This window comes from Desulfosporosinus sp. BICA1-9 (assembly GCF_000802135.1).
In genome coordinates, this window is record NZ_JUEE01000207.1 from 1 (window position 1) to 17,305 (window position 17,305).

Sequence of the window (17,305 nt, forward strand, 5' to 3'; positions counted from 1 at the left end):
ATACCTTCTAGGATTAACTGCAAGTAGTAGTTTGTACCGCTCTTTAATACCCGACAGTATTTAATGGTTTGCAGTAGTGCCATCTGTGCGTAGACATCCGAGGGATCAACGAACACTTTAATCGAGAGTCCATTCCAGACTAAGGTCTTATTTCGGAACTTGATACCGGCTGAATTCGTTTTACCTTCCAAGCTTTGCAATTCGCCATACTTTTTGAAGTGTATCGTTTTGGCAGTATGATAGATCTTCCCTTTAAAGGCTTCAAAGCAGCGCGTGGCAATTTTTTGGACAGTGTGAGAATCTAAATTTTTCTTAAAGTGATGCTACATTGGCTTAACAAACTGGTGTAGTGAATACTCGGTCAATCGGTACTTCCTGTTTAACTCTTGCAGTACTAGATTGCGGGTTGTCTCCGTTTTTGGCATTTTTTGTGCACTCTGGTACTCTTTACTCTCAACCATTAAGCGATACCGCTTATTAAGTTCATTGAGACAGGCATTATAGATTCTTCTACCGATATCTAAGCGCTTATCCAGGATATCCTCTTGATATAGTTCAGGATCGAGCTTAAGAGTTAGCACAAAATTCGGCTTTAGTTCCTCTTTGATTTTTTTCGTTCGTTTAGCCATTGTAGTCACCACCTTTATACGTGGTTTGGTTTACTGAATAGTGCTGTATTGTTTCTTCGGATTGAGATATACAATTCCTTCTTATGCGTGTACTTATCGGTTATTAGATAGTTTACCTTTTTGTCTAATTATACCATATTATGATTCCAGTGCAGAGTGCGCCAGATGATGGTGTGTGATTTAGGAGGTGGAAACCCTCCCCGGAAAGGATTAGCTATCCACCGGTAGCGAGTTTTGGGATGCGAGGAGTAATCCTTGTCGTTAAGCGTAAACAGTTAGGCAACAGGCCTGTAATGTGATTGAGCCCCGTTATGAATCTTAAAATGGAGAGGCTGACAGTTTTTTTTGCACACTGGAAGGCAAAATTTTCATAAACGTTAAAGCGAGTTTATGGAAACTCTCCCGGGGTCTGAGAGCCAGGCATGAGGCACAATGATCACATGCGGCAAACCATTCGACAGTGGAGGATACATCTGAAACCAGGCTTAAAGTTAGAGGATATCGCTCGTGAGGTAAATCCAGTTCTACAAGGATGGATTAACTATTACGGACGCTTTTACAAATCCCAAATGTACCCAGTACTGCGGCACATGAACAATGCTTTGGTTCAATGGGCTAGGAGAAAATACAAAAAGCTGGAAATCCATAAGACAAGGGCGGAAAACTTTTTGGGAAACATAGCCAAGCGAGAACCCAAACTTTTCGTCCATTGGAAGATGGGAATCAAGCCAACGGCTGGATGATGGGAGCCGTGATGAGCTGAGAGGTTCAAGTCCGGTTCTGAGAGGGCCTGGGCGGTGTGATTCCCCCGGGCTACTCACCTTATTTGCTGTTTTCAATACGAGGATGATGCCAAGAGGTACTATAGAGCACTGCAAAATAGACTAGGGAAATTTGGACTAGAGCTAGCTGATGATAAGACTAAGATAATAGCATTCGGTAAAAACAGCTTGGACGTTGAAGAAGGACAAATAAAACCAGGTACCTTTGATTTTGTTGGGCTCACTCACTATTGCGGTAAAAGCAAAATGGGAAAGTTTAGAGTTAAGCGTAAAACCAGCAAAAAGAAATACCGGGCAAGTCTATTGAAAGTAAAAAAGTGGGTGAAGGTGAACAGGAACATGCCAGGCCGTGAACTTATGGATGCCCTAAGAGTAAAACTGAATGGGTATTTCAGGTACTATGGTGTGACAGACAACTTCAGTTCATTAGGAAAATTTCTTCGAGAAGTGACGAAACTATTATATAACTGGTTAAATCGTCGCAGCCAAAGAAAGAGTTTCACACGGGAACAATTTAAAGAATTTCTAAAGAGAAACCCGTTGCCATCACCTAAAATATATGTGAATATTTTTCAGCTAAGGTTTCCTATTACTTGGTGTAAATGATAGTTTGAGGAGCCGTATACCTAAATTGGGTACGTACGGTTCTGTAGAGGGGCAGGGGTCGCGAGGCCCCGTCTACTCGACAACCCCCTGATTTTTTAGTCAAAAGCAGGAATTCACAGTCTAACCAATACTGGAGACGAGGATATGTCGTGTTTTGTGATACTCGCTCCAAATCCCTCGCCTATGTATTCGATAGAAGTTTAATCGTAAATAGCGAAATCATGAATATTACGAGGCACCTACTGACAAAATGTCAGCAGGTGCCTTTTTGTCACGCAATAAACAGTGACATTTTGTCACCATTACAGTTCGCAAAGACTGCAAGTAGCGCTGTGATACCGTTTCCACTTGGACGATATTCTGGCGCGATTATTGCATATTAGTTAAGAATATTATGATAAAAGGAGTGAAAAGAATGAAAACGGCTAACGCAGCAGAACAAACAGGTGATAAGAAAAAGACACCACGTTGGGCGATGGTCATCGATCTTAAGAAATGCATCGGATGTGACACCTGTACTGTTTCCTGCAAAGCAGAAAACCGGACCCCGCCTGGAGTAACCTACAACGTCGTCATCCAAAACGAGATCGGGACATATCCTAACGTCGCTCTTGTAAACCTGCCCCGCCCCTGCATGCAGTGTGACCGCCCGGCTTGTGCTCAAGTTTGTCCGGTCAAGGCCACTTATAAAATGGAAAACGGGATTACCGCGATTGACTACGATCGCTGTATCGGGTGCCGCTACTGTGTGGTTGCCTGCCCGTATGGAGCCCGCTATGTTGATTTCGGTGAGGATTATTCTCAGGAGATGCTGGCTGCCAATGAGATCCAGTCTCCCGAATACGGTGTGGATAGGGGCAAACGGGAAAAAGGAAAATCCCCAATAAACAATGTCCGCAAATGCACCTTTTGCCTGCACCGGCTGGAACGGGGCGAGGAGCCGGCCTGTGTGGAAACCTGTGTCGGTGACGCTCGTTTCTTTGGAGATTTAAGTGACCCGGACAGTGTCGTTTCCAAACTGGCAGCCAGCCCCCGCGCTTTCCGCCTTAAAGAAGAACTAAACACCGGACCAAGAGTTATTTATCTTAAATAGGAAGAGAGGGTAAAAAACATGTCTGAACATAGTCAGAAGTCCAAGCGCTCAACTCTTTGGTATGCATTTTTGATTCTGCTGATGGTCGCAGGTGCGGTTGCTGTTTTTATCAGGGCAAAAGAGGGCTTGATTGTTACAAATCTTACCAGCACCGCACCTTGGGGAACTTGGGTTGCCTTCTATATTTATTTTGTCGGTATGAGTGCCGGAGCCTTTCTCCTGTCAACCTTAATCTACGTGTTTGGCATGGAACAGTACGAGAAAATCGGAAAAGATGCCCTTCTGGTTGCCATCTTAAGTATGGTGCTGGCCATGGCTTTTATTCTGGTTGATTTGGGCCATATGGAACGATTTTGGCACACCCTTTGGTATATGAACTGGACGAGTGTTCTCGCTTATGAGGTGCGTTTCTACGTCCTCTATATCGTACTTTTGTTTTCGGAACTCTATTTTGCCATGCGCATCCATTTGATTAAAGCATCCTCCTTGAATGACTGGAAAGGCAAAATAGCCAAATTCCTTTCCTTCGGCAGCAAAGATACCTCTGAAAGATCAATACAGCATGATCATAAAGTGCTCAAAATCCTGGGCACCATTGGACTTCCGGTTGCGATCTTCGGAGTTCACGGAGGAACCGGTGCTCTCTTTGCAGTTGCTAAGGCTCGTCCCTTCTTGAATTCGGCGTTATTCCCTGTTATCTTTGTTGTCTCTGCCCTTGTCTCAGGTACTGCCCTCTTGATCGCTTTTTATGTCATCAGGAATAAAGTTTCAGGAAATCCGGTTGATCAGAAGATGGTTAAATCCCTGGCCGGGTTATTGGCGCTCTTTCTGTTTATCGATGTTGGTTTAGAGTTTTATGAATTTTTAATTGGAGCTTATGGCTTAGAACATGAGGAGTTAGCAACTATAACAACAATGATTAAAAGTGATTTTTCCTGGTCGTTTTGGGTTGTACAAATGTTTATTGGCGTAGTTGTCCCCCTCTTCTTGATTTTTGCCAGGAAAACCAAAGAATCGGTCAATGCCATTGCTGCAGCGGCAATTATGGTGGTAATCGGCATTCTCGGCGTGCGTTTTAATATTGTGCTGCCGGCTTTGATCGTACCGGTAATGACTGGATTGCCTGAAGGATATTATTACCCGACCTGGATTGAGATCTTAAGCAGCAGCGGGATTATCGCTATGGGCCTTTTCCTCTATACCCTGGCGGTTACAGTCTTGCCGATTCACACAGAATCAAGCCAAGTCTCATCAAACCATCTTACTTTCGACCATCGGACAACTGGAAGGAGTGAAGAAACTATATGAACTCAAAGGGAAACAAGCAAATAAAGTTTACACGGCGGAGTTTTCTCAAGGGTGGTGCAGCTCTGGGAGGGATCTCGCTGTTATCTCCCATGTTGGCAATAGGGTCTCCTCAAGAGGGTGCATGGCTGGATGATCCGTATGGAACAGGCCATGACAATCAGGATTATGGCGCTGAAAATGTGATTTATTCTCTATGTCAACAATGTAATACTTTTTGTACGATTAAAGCCATCGTAATTCCTCAAAAAGGGGACGGGCCTCATACATCGATTGTCCGGAAAATTGCCGGTAATCCGTATAGTCCGTTGACAATGCAGCCTTTTGGCCAGATCCCTTATAAAACATCGGTCAAAGCGGCTGCTAAAGGGAAAGAAAATGTGGCCAAAGATGGCCGTGGTTTCCGGGGTGGTCGTACTTGCCTGAAAGGACAAGCAGGGATTCAAACGGCTTATGATGCGTTCCGGGTGCAAAAACCTCTGAAAAGAGTCGGGCCCCGGGGGAACGGCAAATGGCAGAGTATTTCCTGGGAGCAAGCCATCAAGGAAATAGTCAATGGCGGTGACTTAGGCACTCCCGGGACTAAGCAGTCTTGGGCTTATATTCCTGAGAAGCCGGTAATGGGTGACTGGGAAAAAGTTAAAAAAGGAGAAATAAGCCAGGAGGATTTTGATAAAAAGTATCAAGATGTGCTCATTGATACCAAGCATCCGGATTTCGGCCCTAAGTCCAATCAATTGGTGTTTTTAGCCGGAGACCGCACATCGTTTTTTATTGATCGCCTGTGGAATCAAACCTTTGGCAGTGCAAATGCCTTTAACCATGGAGGATACTGTGGTATGAGCGGAGTGATTGCGAATGTTCGCTCTTTTACCTCACCTAGCCCAAAAAAGCGGATGTACGGGGATATTGACCACTCGCAATTTCACATTGTTTGGGGTACAGATCCCCTGGTTGCTAATAAAGGGCCGACTTGGTTAGCTCCCAAATATATGAACGCTTTACAACGAGGCATGAAGTTGGCCGTCATTGACCCCAGAATGAGTCGTATTGCTGAAAAGGCCCAGGCATGGGTTCCGATCAAACCGGGAACAGATGCCGCCTTCGCTTTCGGGATGGCACGCTGGATCATCGAAAACAACCGTTATGATGCCCGTTATTTACAGAATCCAAACATTGAGGCGGCAGCCCTGGACAAAGAGCCCACCTGGAGTGACGCAACCTTCCTCGTGGCAATCAGTGAAAAAGGGAAACCGAAACTCAGAGCGAAAGTTCTGGGAATTGGAAATGAAAAACAATTTGTCGTAATCGAAAACGGACAAGCGGTTCCGGCGGATAAGTCAGCCGAAGGCCAACTGGAAGTGGATATGACGCTCAATGGAATCCAAGTCAAATCTGCATTTACCCTTTTTAAAGAAAGGGTGATGGAGAAGACGATTGAAGAGTATGCCAAGATCTGTGAAGTTGAGCCTCAGCAAATTATTGAACTTGCTAAAGAATTCACTTCCCATGGTAAAAAGGCTTCAATCACCTCTTATCGCGGTCCGGCCATGCGCGTAAACGGTTATTACAATATTAGAGCGATCAATATGCTTAATCATTTGATCGGCAACTATGATTGGAAAGGCGGCAGCATTTCCGCAGGAGCCAACTTCAAACCCTTAGACGGCCGTTATAAGCTAAATCAAGTGCCAAAAGCTCATAATGCTTGGGGTTTGAAACTCGTCAGGGAAAAGGCCGTTTATGAGAAGAGTTCTCTTTTTTCCAAAGATGGCTACCCGACCAAACGTCCCTGGTTTGTCTTGGGCGGTAACCTTATTCATGAGGTCTTGCCGAGTGCTTCTGATCAGTATCCGTATGGCATTAAAGCTCTTTTCATTCACCGTACTTCTCCCATTATGTCCTCACCGGGAGGAGGAAAACAGGTTGAGATTCTCAAAGACACCAAAGCCATTCCCTTGTTGGTTTGCTCAGACATTGTAATCGGTGAGACATCGATGTACGCGGATTATATTTTGCCCGATATCACCTATCTCGAGCGCTGGGGGCTGGAATCAATTTACCCGAACCAGGAACTTAAATTAACTCAGATTCAACAACCGATCACTAGGGTATACCCGGAAACCCGTCCGGCTGAAGATACTTTCATCGAGATTGCCAAGCAGATGGGACTGCCTGGTGTTGGGGAAAATGCTTTTTCCGACGGAAGTTCCCTCTACCGGGCCGAAGACTTCTACCTGAAGGCCGTAGCCAATATTGCTTTCGCTGGCGAAGCAGTGCCTGATGCCGATGCTGAGGAAATAACAATATTTGAAACAGCCAGAAAGCAAGCCTTGGGTACGTTTTTCGACTTGGCTGCCTGGAAAAAGGCCGTAAAGCCCGAAGAGTGGGCAAAGGTAGTTTATGTGCTGAACCGGGGCGGCCGCTTTGAAGCATTTGGCCAAGGGTATGAAGGAGATTATATTAAATATAAACTTGCGGCAGAAGCAGACTTTTATGATGAAGTAGCAGCTAGAGCCAAAAATTCATTCACCGGCAAACCTTTCGACGGGCTGCCCAAAATCACCGGAGTGACTTTCTATAACGGAAAAGAAGTTCCTACGGACGGTTATCCTCTTACATTTATTAACTGGAAGTCTCGCAATATCGGGACTCATCGCGGGATTGTTTCCGCCTGGTTAAGGGAGATTGAAGGAGAAAATTTGCTCTGGATCAATCCTGTCGATGCTCAGACCAGAGGCTTAAAGAATGGAGATAAAGTAAAAATTAAATCTCCCAGCCATGAAGTGACAGGGTCGGTTTTGGTTACGGAAAGGATTAGGCCTGGTGTGGTTGGAACACCCTATAATTACGGTCACTTTGCCTATGGTTCCCGGCCGGTGGAGATTGACAACAAGATGATTGAGGGAGTAAAACCCTACGGTCACACCAATTGGGTTGCCGGCATGCCACGGACTGGTTATGCCAAAGGCCGTGATACCGGTTTTTCAGCCAATGATTTGTTACAATTGGATATTTCCTATAAAAATGCGGGAATGGTGGACCCCATTGGCGGCGGTGCCGCCCAACTGGATACCAGAGTGGAAGTCAGCAAGATTTAGTAATTGTAACCACTCAGTAATCAGGAGTCAGGAGCCGGGAGTCAGCATGAGAAAATGGGTTGTCCTCAAAGAGGATAAGAATTGTTACCAAATCTACGATTTGGCAACAATTCTTTATCCCCATAGGGGATAAGAGTTCTTCCTAAATCATAGATTTAGAGAACTCTTTACCACCCATAGGGGGTAAGAATTGTAACCAAATCATAGATTTGGACAACTCTTTATCGTCTGGAAATATTCTGACTTCTGACTACCTAAATAGTTACATTAGATTTTTCCGGGAATGGCGTGGTAAACTAAGCTAAGGAAATATCAACAGGAGGGTTTAAGCGTGAGTAAGTGGCGCTGGATCATAGGAGGTTTAGCATTATTCTCCCTCATAATTGGGGCTTTATTATTCGCCTTTCCTGTTGAAAAGCAACCGGTGGCAAAGATTGGCATCTTACTGGCAAATGACAACCGTCTCGCCAAAGTTGAGGGATTGAAAGAAGGATTAGAACGTCTGGGTTACCAGGAAGGACAGAGTATCACCTATCAAATTATTAATGTGCAAAACCAATTCTCAGATTTAACGACCATGGCAAATCGTTTAATTGCCGAGAAACCGGATGTATTAGTGGCAGCGGGTGGAGTTGAGGCTCAAACCCTTAAAGAACTGACCGCGAAAATGAAGCATCCTATCCCGGTCGTATTTATGGGTATTCTTTCTCCGGTGAGCATCGGATTAGTGTCTAACTCATTTCATCCAGAGGGAAATCTGACTGGATTAAATAATTATCATCTTGAATTGACACCGAAACGGCTTGAACTGCTTCATCGTTTGCTTCCGGATATCCGAAATGTTGCGGTGTTGGGAGATACGCGTGTTCCATTCTTTCAGCAAATCCAGTTAAATATACAAGAAGCCGCGAAGGAGCTTTCATTAACCCTTGGTATGTATACTGTTTCGACCCCTGAAGAGGTTACTAAGGCTTTTCAACGGATGAGCAACGATAAAGTGGAAGGTATCATACTGTTGCCGGGTTTTTTTCTGGAAACAAGCACCACACAAGTGGTTGAACTGGCTATGCAGAAAAAGCTTCCCGTTTTTGGTGTATATCCAAGTGATACTGAGGAAGGCTGTTTAGCTTCTTATGGAACTCCTTACAAAGCTCAAGGAGCTCAGACTGCCCAGCTCATTTATAAGATATTGCGTGGGCAAACGCCAAAGGATATTCCGGTAGAAACGCCTGAAGATCTGGTTTTTTCTGTTAATCTCCGTACAGCTCAACAGTTAGGAATCCGCCTTGCACCGAATGTATTAAGCTTCGCAGACCAAGTGATTCAACCATAGGGAGGGAGAGTTTGTGAAACAGGCATCATTTCCATGGTTAATGCGTATTAAAGGTCGGGTTCTTATTTTTGGTATTGCTATGTCTATATTTCCGTTACTTTTCCTCGGTTTGGCGAATTTTAATGCAACACGGCTATATTTACAAGAACGCATTCAACTACAAAACTTCGAACGAGCGACGGCACTTGCTGAACAGATTAGCGAATTTGTCCAATATAAAGCTGCCAGCATGAGTATCGTGACTTATACTAATGCCTCGACACTAGTTGGACAAGATCCTATAGCGCGGGAGATGATTTTGGCGACACTATTACGACAGGAATCGTATTTTGAAGCCATTGAAGTGGCTGATCTCAAGTTTAATGTTTTAGGGCAAATCGATCGGCGTAATGTAATTTTGCCGCTAAAGGCAGACGTTAAACTCAACCATCGCGATTTGACAGCAAACACCTCTTTCTCAATTAGCCCTGTATTTTTCTCAAATGATGGACGACCGCAATTTTATTTGACGGTAGGAATTCAGGATCCCCTGACTCGCAAGAATATAGGATATTTACAAGCTAAAACAGATCTTAAAGGAATGGTCACTAAGATTGCCAATTTGCGCATTGGACAAGCAGGGTATATTTACCTGACCGATGAGTTAGGGAATTTGATCGGACATACCGATTTTAGCAATGTTTTACGTCAAGAGAATGTGCGCCAGAACCCTGACGTTCAAGCGTTTTTAGCGGGCCAGCGCCCATCACCGCAAGGGACAGAATATAGGAATTCTGACGGTGTACAAGTTGTCGGCTTATTTGCACCTGTAGAAAATCTCAATTGGGGTGTTTTTATAGAACAGCCAATCCGTGAGGCCTATCAACACATCTATGAATTTTCCCGTAAACTCCTAGGAATCTTGCTAGTTGCCATAGCCTTGGTGACCTTGATTAGTATTATGTTTGGCTTAAAGCTGACGCGGCCGATTGAGAATCTCGAAGGGGAGGTCCGACGTATTATTTTGACGGGGGATCTGAAATCGGAAATACCACAACAGACCCAAGACGAAATCGGACGACTGGTCCAGTCTTTTAATCAATTACTGGCCCAACTCAATGAAATATCGATAAATCTAATAACGGAAAAGGAATTGCTCGCAACCGTTGTTGGTGGAATTGGAGCGGGTATGGTCCTTCTTGATTCAGACAAGCGTATTATCTGGTGGAATTCTATTTTTGCACAATGGTTCGCGCGAGAAGAATTTTTGCTTCTGACTTGTGAAGAGTTTATCGGTGAGGAGGGCGCTGACTGTAGCTTTACGGAAAACGGCAGCATTATCACTCATGATATCAAAGGCAAACGTAGTTATTTGCGCAAAATGTACTATCCTTTGCACCAGGAAAATGTCACACAGCCTGCCTATTTGGTTCTTCTTGAAGATGTTACGCAACAGGTGGAAATGGAAGCCCGGGTCATCGAAACAGATAAAATGGCAGCCGTCGGCCTGTTAGCCTCTGGAATTGCCCATGAAATCAATAACCCTCTGTCGATAGTATCAGCTCATAGCGAGGATATGTTGGACCGATTAAAGGAGGAACCGGCTCAACTGGAACAGGAAGACCTCGTGTCGGAATTGCAGATTATTAATCAACAAATAAGTCGCTGCAAGCAGATCACAGGTGGGCTTTTGCACTTCGCCCGAAAGCGTCAGGACACTCGGGACCTCATTAATATAAGCACTTCAACGGTTCAGACAATCGACCTGCTTGAATACCGGGCTAAACAAAAGAGGATTCAAATCGCCTATGAAATGGATAAAGACCTCTACGTTTTTGGGAACGAAAACGAATGGCAGCAAGTTATTTTAAATATTGTTACAAATGCCCTTGATGCCTCTGAGGAAGGCGGAAAGATAGAAATTCGGACGCGGTGCATACGAGGGGCAATCCGAGTGGTGATCGAAGATAACGGTCAAGGAATCCCAGGAAGCCAGCTAAAACGTATTCTCGAACCCTTCTACACGACCAAGCCTTCTGGACAAGGAACGGGTCTGGGTCTGTTTGTTAGTTATGGTATAATTCAAAAGATGAACGGCCAATTAGAGGTTCAAAGCGTTGAGGGACAAGGAACAATTGTAGAGATCACCTTGCCAAATGGCTCTTAGGAGTTGAAAGTAAAATGAAGAAGTATTATCCACGTATCCTGATTTTAGATGATGAGGCGGCTCTCCGCTCGATCATCAGAAAGCGTTTAACCCGCAAAGGCTATGAAATTTCGGAGTCCGGAACAGCGCGGGAAGGACTGGAATACCTTAAAGACCATGTTCTATCCGTAGTACTCTTGGATTTACGCTTACCCGACGGAGACGGGCTTGAAGTCCTTAAGTCCATGAAAAAACTTCAACCAGACCTCCAAGTCATCATGCTGACCGGTCACGGAACCATTGAATCAGCAATTGATGCTATAAAAAATGGTGCGTTTGATTACCTGACCAAACCCTGCAATCTTTCAGAACTGGATGTTATCTTGGAAAAAGCGGTGGAACAGCGTAAACTGGTTATGGAAAACAGCGGTCTGCGACAGGTTGTACACCGTCAAACCCAAGAGATAGAAATTATCGGGGAAAGCCCTCAGATGAAAACCCTGCTTGAAATGACGAAAAAGGCTGCCCAGAGTGAATCTGCGATCCTCATCCAAGGAGAGACCGGTGTGGGCAAAGAGCTGATTGCCCGTGCTCTACATCTCTGGAACCCAAGGTCAGAGTATGCCTATGTTCCCTTAAATGCAGCGTCGATACCGGAAGCTCTTTTGGAAAGTGAATTATTCGGGCATGAAAAAGGTGCTTTTAGCGGAGCAGGAGCGCATAAACTGGGCTTGGTCGAACTTGCTGATCACGGAACTCTTTTCCTTGATGAGATAGGGGAAATGCCACTATCCCTGCAGGCCAAACTCCTTCGTTTTTTGGAGACGGGAGAGTTTCGCCGGGTTGGAGATAATCGACTAAGGATGGTGGATGTGCGAATTGTGACTGCAACCAACCGGGATCTCATGGCTGAAGTTAAACAGGGTCGGTTCAGACAGGACCTATATTACCGACTCAATGGGTTAATTCTTGAGATCCCCCCTTTACGTGAGCGAAAAGAAGATATTCTTCCTCTGGTTGATTTCTATTTGCAGAAATTCCGTTCACCGGGACCCGAGAAGTATTTATATAGTCTTTCCCCGGAAACACAGACACTGCTATTGAATTATGATTTTCCAGGCAACGTAAGGGAATTAGCCCATTTAATTCAGCGAGGAGTTACCATGGCTAACGGTAAGATTATTTTTCCGGTTGATCTCTGGCCGAATTCTCATTTGGACAACAAGTTAAACGATGATAGGATTCCCCTCGACAATCAATCCGTTTCCATCAAAAGACATTCAACTCTCGTAGAGATAGAAAGAGATTACATATTAGATACTCTAAAAGAACTCAACGGGAACCGGGCCCAAGCCGCTAAAATGCTCGGAATCAGCGTCCGTAACCTTTACCGGAAATTAGAGCAATATGGCACTGAATAATATCTTAGGTGCAAAACATATTAGTCACGTAAAGAGGAGTAAAAATGAATAATTGTATTTTCAATAAAACTATTTTACATATTTTAGATAATAAGCTACAGGTTCCAATTCTATCTTTAAAAGAAATGAATAATGAAAACGATATTGAGGACTGTTGTTAAGGACCACGGATTTCTCGATGAGATTAAGAGTGAACATTGTCCTTCCCGTTTTGATGAACAAAAGGATGCGATCGATCAATCTTATAAGACAGGAAAACTCCTTTTCCAGGAGCAAGAGGATTAAGTTTTTAAAACAATGCAATTTTTTTTGTTAATAGTGGTCAGACCTTCTTGTTTAAACCTATTAAGAGTGTTGGTAACCATAACTCTAGAGGCATTTACCAAACTAGCTAGATCTTGGTGAGTCAAATGGATAGTAATTAACGTTCCTTTACCGATCGGTTCACCATAATTACGGGCTAGTCGTTGTAGCTATGAAACTTAAACTTGAGGAAAATCGATTTCTACCTGTAAAGCGTCAAGAAATTTATTAAATGAAGTAAATAGGTCTACAACGGAGATGAATTCAACGAAGTTAGCATCACTATAACCCAAGTCTCTCAGTTGCTGAAATTCACTTTCAGAGATTTTATGCGGCTCTCGGGTTGCTTTAATGGCAAGATTCAAGAGTGTTTTGTACGCTGGCGAGATATCTGCTGAATTCACGTCGTCGAGAAGTTGAAGTATCTTTTCCCGGGGGAACCCCATCATTTTTAAAGCCGCACTATGAGCGTCAACACAGTAACTACAACTGTTGGCCTGGGAAACAACAACTGCCACCATTTCTTATAAATCCATGGGTAGCTCTCCTTGAGTCATAACGGCCTTGAATTTCATAAAGTTAGCCTCTAGAATATCAGGATTTAGGGCCATTGCCCTAAATAAATTAGGAACCATACCAAAGTTTTTTGTGATTTCAGCAAATATTTCACTTGCCTTTCCCGTAACTTCAGTAACCCCAAGTATTTTGATTCTAGCCAATCTTTTTCCTCCTTGTTAGTGTAGTGTACTAGTTCTTCTAGCCAGTTCTCCTTTTGAGCTTTTTCACCACCACAATCCCTTTTCAATCGCTCAGAAGTCACGTGCTAGGATCTCATACTAAATGAAATAATTATTTCCGTATGTAATTTACATTACAATATTTAAGAAAGATTTATAAAGAAAAGCCTAAGCTTTTCCAACAAAGAATAACTCGCACTTATTATTTAAATAAATGAAATGTGATTTCATTCATATTGACGTTAATAATGGTTTACGTTCTAGTAAAACTGTCTGCACGTAAGTGATTTGAAGTGAAAGGGAGGATTGTATTGATTCTCGGGATTAGTGCTAGTCCAAGAAAAGATGGAATTACCAGTGCGGCAGTAAAAGCAGTTCTTAAGGCGAGTGGGATGGAGTACGCTTAATTTTTTTGGAAGAACAGGGTAAAATAGAGATGGTAGTATTACCAATGTAAAAGGGAGTGCAGGGTTTATGAGTTTAGTATATTCGGTCTTTGTTCCGCATCCACCCATCCTCGTACCAGAGATCGGACGTGGAGAGGAGCGTAAGTGCCAAGCGAGTTTGGATGCCTACCATGAGATAGCGAGTCGTCTCGTTCAGGCGGAGGTCGAGACGGTGATTCTGGTTTCCCCTCATGCACCGCTTACAAAGGAAGGGATTACACTATTGACAGAGGAGGTTGTCCGAGGGAATTTCGCTCAATTTGGAGCTGCGCAGTTGAGTTTTTCATTTGCATGCGACACTACGGCGATTGTGCGATTTCAGAAAGATTTGTCGGGAGTTGTTCCCATACAGAAGTCTATGGATCACGGTGCACTTGTACCACTCTATTTTTTACAAAGGACAGGTTGGAGTGGGAAGGTTGTACTTATAGGGATGCCCTTGGAGCGACCGGAAGAATATGGTTTGCGTATTGGTCAAATTCTTGATAAGCTGCCTGGACGTTATGCACTTGTGGCTAGTGGGGATCTCTCTCATCGCTTAAAGGAAGACGGCCCGTACGGCTTAGATCCTGCTGGACCTGAATTTGACCAATTCGTAATCAAGACTCTGCAGAGAGATCCGAAAAAGATCGCCAATTTACCGGCTGACCTTGTCGAAAAAGCGGGTGAATGTGGGTATAGGAGTCTTCGCTTGGCGCTGGCTGCAAAAGAAGGAGCACCCGAAGTACTGTCCTACGAAGGACTGTTTGGAGTGGGATATCTAGTGGCGGATCTGTATCATTCCTCACCCTTGCCGCAGTGGGCACGACATTGTCTTAAGGGCTATTTACATAAGAATGACCCTGTTACGTCGGATTTACCCGACATTTCCACACCTGAGTTCGCTGTGCGGAGGGGATGTTTTGTAACTCTAAAACAAAACGGCCAACTGCGTGGATGTATTGGAACAACCGAGCCTTGGCAGGAAAACCTAGCGTTGGAAATTCAACATAATGCGATTGCTGCCGGAACCCAAGATCCGCGTTTTCGGCCTGTTCGAATAGATGAATTGGATTCCCTGAGTTTTACGGTTGATGTCTTAGGTGAACTTGAGAAAATTGCAGGACCGGAAGATTTGGATCCCTGGAGGTATGGAGTTGTTGTTCGCCAGGGTGGGAAAAGCGGACTTTTACTCCCCCACTTGGAAGGGGTAGATACGGTTTCAGACCAAATCAGTATTGCTAAACAAAAGGCAGGGATTTCACATGAAGGCCCAGTCGAACTTTGGCGCTTTGAGGTCAAGAGACATTATGAGTAATACAGATGTAGGAAATACAAATAATATAAGTAATCCCAATGAGTTAAGTCATGCGACTTATACGGATCAAGACTCCTATAGGGCGAGTTGTCTGTTGTGTCCCCAGCGTTGTCAATTAAAACATGGGCAGTCGGGACGGTGTCATGCTCGGGAAAACCGAGAGGGAGAGGTCGTATCTCGAACCTATGGTGAAGTGGCGGCTTGGAATATGGATCCGATTGAGAAGAAGCCTCTTTATCATTTTTATCCCGGTTCTTGTATTTTCTCCGTTGGGGGTTTTGGTTGTAACCTAAGCTGTTCGTTCTGTCAAAATTACGAGATATCCCAGCAACATCAAGTTGGGAAAAAAATAACTCCTGCCGAGCTTGCAGGGTTTGCCGGTCAGGAGCGGAATTCATTGGGGTTGTGTTTTACGTATTCAGAGCCGAGCGTGTGGTTTGAGATGATCCGGGATACTGCTCCCCTGGTGAGAGCCCAAGGGGGGAAGGTGGTTTTAGTGAGTAACGGAACGATTTCGCCACGCTTTCTCGAGGAGTTAATTCCGTGGCTGGATGCCGTCAATATTGATATTAAAGCATTCTCAGAGGAGTTTTATCAACACTATTGTGGAAGTAAACTGGCTTGGGTTTTAGACAATGTCGAGCGTTTAGCTGGACGAGTTCATCTTGAAGTGACAACTCTCGTTATTCAAGGGGCTAATGATGATCCGCAAGAGCTTACCGAATTAGCACGGTGGCTACGCCAGCTCAATATTCCACTGGCATGGCATTTGAGTGCCTACCATCCAGCTTATCGACTTGCGGTTCCGCCTACGGAGCGAAAGACCTTAGAACGAGCATGGGATATAGCCAAAGAGTATCTGCCCTATGTCTATTTAGGAAATGTTAGAGGTGGAGGCACGACGTTTTGTCCCCAATGCGGTGAAGCGGTGATTCAACGTGAGCCTGTTTTAGTTAATCGCCTGGTGGACCAAGGATGTTGCCCGAAATGTCGCGCTGCTATTTTCGGGGTTGGCATGATATGATAAATGGCAGTTTCTTGTAATTAATCATCAATAACCCAACAACCCAGAGGGCTCTTGTTGCCTAGGTAATATGAAAAGACTGATAGAAAGGGTGACTGGTGTCCCCACCGTGACTGTGCCATTCAAAATTTTAGGAGCTAAAAAATGCAATATGACAAAACTGTGGTTTTAATCCATGGATACAACAAAGATAAATCAGACATGTTTACCTAAAATTCAACTTGACTGACCTAGGATACAACTGTGTTTCCATTAATCTTCCTACTAGGTTTGGGACACTTGACGACTGCGATAAAGTTCTACAAAGTGAGCTTAGTAAAATGCTCCCTCCCATGTTTGAACAGCAACAGATTCATTTGGTTGGACACAGTATGGGCGGCCTCATCATTAGGAGTTATCTAGCAAAAAACGCCTTTCCGAAGATAGGCCGTTGTGTATTAATTGCGCCACCTACTAATAGAGGATCCAAACTTGCTGACCTAGCTCACAAGGTATTTCCACCAGTGTCAAAAGTATTTAAACCTTTAAGTGTCCTCAAGACTAATGGTACTCAGATTTCGAAACCGGTTAGTATTCCATGTCCTGAAATCGGAGTAATTGCTGGGAACAAAACTGATACTCCGCGCGACTAAAGTCGACGGGTTCTTAGGTACATAGACTTCCGATCTACTCTCGCTTACTGGCATGGTATTTCATCGGCAAGGTACAACATATAAGGACTGGTCTGCTTCCCTAAGACTTTACTACCAAACAGTCCGTTGACTATATTAGCGGTAGTATGACGCCCGCATCATGACGCTTTTTTGGGTTTTAGTTAAATTCCCATGCTGACTAGTTTACGGTTCGTTGAGGTTTTCAGTCGTTCAATCTCTCTATCGTGAAGTGTCTTGAATCTCGAGTAGGTTTCAAGGCACTGTTGGCGATTAATTGTGCTTAAATCAGGGTTTACATGCAGGATCAGAAAACTATTATATAAGTCTCGTTGGATTTTATCTTCGCCAATCATAGCCCAGCGTTCACTTAGTTCCTTTTTCATGTAGTCATCTTCTACATAATTGTATTGTGATGCTTTAACCTCGACGGTTTTTATCCTGTGCAATTCT

At 44.1% G+C, this 17,305-nt stretch carries 15 protein-coding genes and 3 pseudogenes; 12 read left to right on the plus strand and 6 right to left on the minus strand.

Features of this window, described 5'->3' with window-relative positions:
- Nucleotides 1-191: pseudogene (locus JL57_RS35535) on the minus strand (RNA-guided endonuclease TnpB family protein); the annotation flags it as partial.
- Between the two features lie 132 nt (nucleotides 192-323).
- Nucleotides 324-629, minus strand: a complete 306-nt coding sequence (locus JL57_RS35540; RefSeq protein ID WP_045691579.1) for a hypothetical protein — start codon at nucleotides 627-629, stop codon at nucleotides 324-326.
- Nucleotides 630-1,069: 440 nt separating this feature from the next.
- On the opposite strand from JL57_RS35540, the gene JL57_RS25635 reads away from it, so the two are divergent.
- The 9 genes from JL57_RS25635 (at nucleotide 1,070) to JL57_RS35545 (ending at nucleotide 12,680) form a co-directional block, all read left to right on the plus strand.
- Nucleotides 1,070-1,372 carry a group II intron maturase-specific domain-containing protein gene (locus JL57_RS25635; RefSeq protein ID WP_034144219.1) on the plus strand — a complete coding sequence of 101 codons (303 nt, stop codon included), beginning with the start codon at nucleotides 1,070-1,072 and terminating at the stop codon, nucleotides 1,370-1,372.
- Between the two features lie 207 nt (nucleotides 1,373-1,579).
- On the plus strand, nucleotides 1,580-2,017 hold the full coding sequence (locus JL57_RS25640) for a group II intron maturase-specific domain-containing protein (RefSeq protein WP_291300562.1): 438 nt from the start codon (nucleotides 1,580-1,582) through the stop codon (nucleotides 2,015-2,017).
- Between the two features lie 415 nt (nucleotides 2,018-2,432).
- Complete coding sequence (locus JL57_RS25645; protein WP_034144744.1) at nucleotides 2,433-3,110, plus strand: 4Fe-4S dicluster domain-containing protein; 678 nt, start codon at nucleotides 2,433-2,435, stop codon at nucleotides 3,108-3,110.
- Nucleotides 3,111-3,128: 18 nt separating this feature from the next.
- Complete coding sequence (nrfD, locus tag JL57_RS25650) at nucleotides 3,129-4,418, plus strand: NrfD/PsrC family molybdoenzyme membrane anchor subunit (protein WP_034144745.1); 1,290 nt, start codon at nucleotides 3,129-3,131, stop codon at nucleotides 4,416-4,418.
- Nucleotides 4,415-7,516 carry a molybdopterin-dependent oxidoreductase gene (locus tag JL57_RS25655; protein WP_034144746.1) on the plus strand — a complete coding sequence of 1,034 codons (3,102 nt, stop codon included), beginning with the start codon at nucleotides 4,415-4,417 and terminating at the stop codon, nucleotides 7,514-7,516. The genes nrfD and JL57_RS25655 overlap by 4 nt, the downstream gene beginning before the upstream one ends.
- Before the next feature lie 331 nt (nucleotides 7,517-7,847).
- Nucleotides 7,848-8,849, plus strand: a complete 1,002-nt coding sequence (locus JL57_RS25660) for an ABC transporter substrate-binding protein (RefSeq protein ID WP_291300563.1) — start codon at nucleotides 7,848-7,850, stop codon at nucleotides 8,847-8,849.
- Nucleotides 8,850-8,862: 13 nt separating this feature from the next.
- Nucleotides 8,863-10,995 (plus strand): ATP-binding protein, encoded by a 2,133-nt coding sequence (locus JL57_RS25665; RefSeq protein ID WP_366557104.1) that lies wholly within the window; start codon nucleotides 8,863-8,865, stop codon nucleotides 10,993-10,995.
- Between the two features lie 14 nt (nucleotides 10,996-11,009).
- Nucleotides 11,010-12,395: a sigma-54 dependent transcriptional regulator gene (locus JL57_RS25670; protein WP_034144747.1), complete on the plus strand. Its 1,386-nt coding sequence runs from the start codon at nucleotides 11,010-11,012 to the stop codon at nucleotides 12,393-12,395.
- Nucleotides 12,396-12,527: 132 nt separating this feature from the next.
- Nucleotides 12,528-12,680: a hypothetical protein gene (locus JL57_RS35545; RefSeq protein ID WP_291300564.1), complete on the plus strand. Its 153-nt coding sequence runs from the start codon at nucleotides 12,528-12,530 to the stop codon at nucleotides 12,678-12,680.
- On the opposite strand, the pseudogene JL57_RS35550 reads toward JL57_RS35545, so the two are convergent.
- The 3 genes and pseudogenes from JL57_RS35550 to JL57_RS35560 form a co-directional block, all read right to left on the minus strand.
- Nucleotides 12,677-12,850 (minus strand): annotated as a pseudogene (locus JL57_RS35550) (helix-turn-helix domain-containing protein); the annotation flags it as partial. The gene JL57_RS35545 and the pseudogene JL57_RS35550 sit on opposite strands and share 4 nt — an antisense overlap.
- 27 nt (nucleotides 12,851-12,877) lie before the next feature.
- Entirely contained in the window at nucleotides 12,878-13,219 is a 342-nt protein-coding gene (locus JL57_RS35555; RefSeq protein WP_291300565.1) for a carboxymuconolactone decarboxylase family protein, read from the minus strand.
- Between the two features lie 3 nt (nucleotides 13,220-13,222).
- Nucleotides 13,223-13,417, minus strand: coding sequence for a hypothetical protein (locus tag JL57_RS35560; protein ID WP_291300566.1), 195 nt, complete (start codon nucleotides 13,415-13,417; stop codon nucleotides 13,223-13,225).
- Between the two features lie 492 nt (nucleotides 13,418-13,909).
- Between JL57_RS35560 and amrA the strand changes: the two genes are divergently transcribed.
- From amrA to JL57_RS36680, 3 genes are all read left to right on the plus strand, one after another.
- A complete protein-coding gene (gene amrA, locus JL57_RS25680; protein ID WP_034144748.1) occupies nucleotides 13,910-15,178 on the plus strand; it encodes an AmmeMemoRadiSam system protein A in 1,269 nt (422 codons plus the stop codon).
- Nucleotides 15,171-16,202 (plus strand): AmmeMemoRadiSam system radical SAM enzyme, encoded by a 1,032-nt coding sequence (gene amrS, locus JL57_RS25685; RefSeq protein ID WP_291300567.1) that lies wholly within the window; start codon nucleotides 15,171-15,173, stop codon nucleotides 16,200-16,202. The genes amrA and amrS overlap by 8 nt, the downstream gene beginning before the upstream one ends.
- Before the next feature lie 221 nt (nucleotides 16,203-16,423).
- Nucleotides 16,424-16,834, plus strand: a complete 411-nt coding sequence (locus JL57_RS36680; protein WP_366557105.1) for an alpha/beta fold hydrolase — start codon at nucleotides 16,424-16,426, stop codon at nucleotides 16,832-16,834.
- 182 nt (nucleotides 16,835-17,016) lie between these two features.
- Here the strand turns inward: JL57_RS36680 and JL57_RS25695 are convergent.
- Nucleotides 17,017-17,305: pseudogene (locus JL57_RS25695) on the minus strand (transposase); the annotation flags it as partial.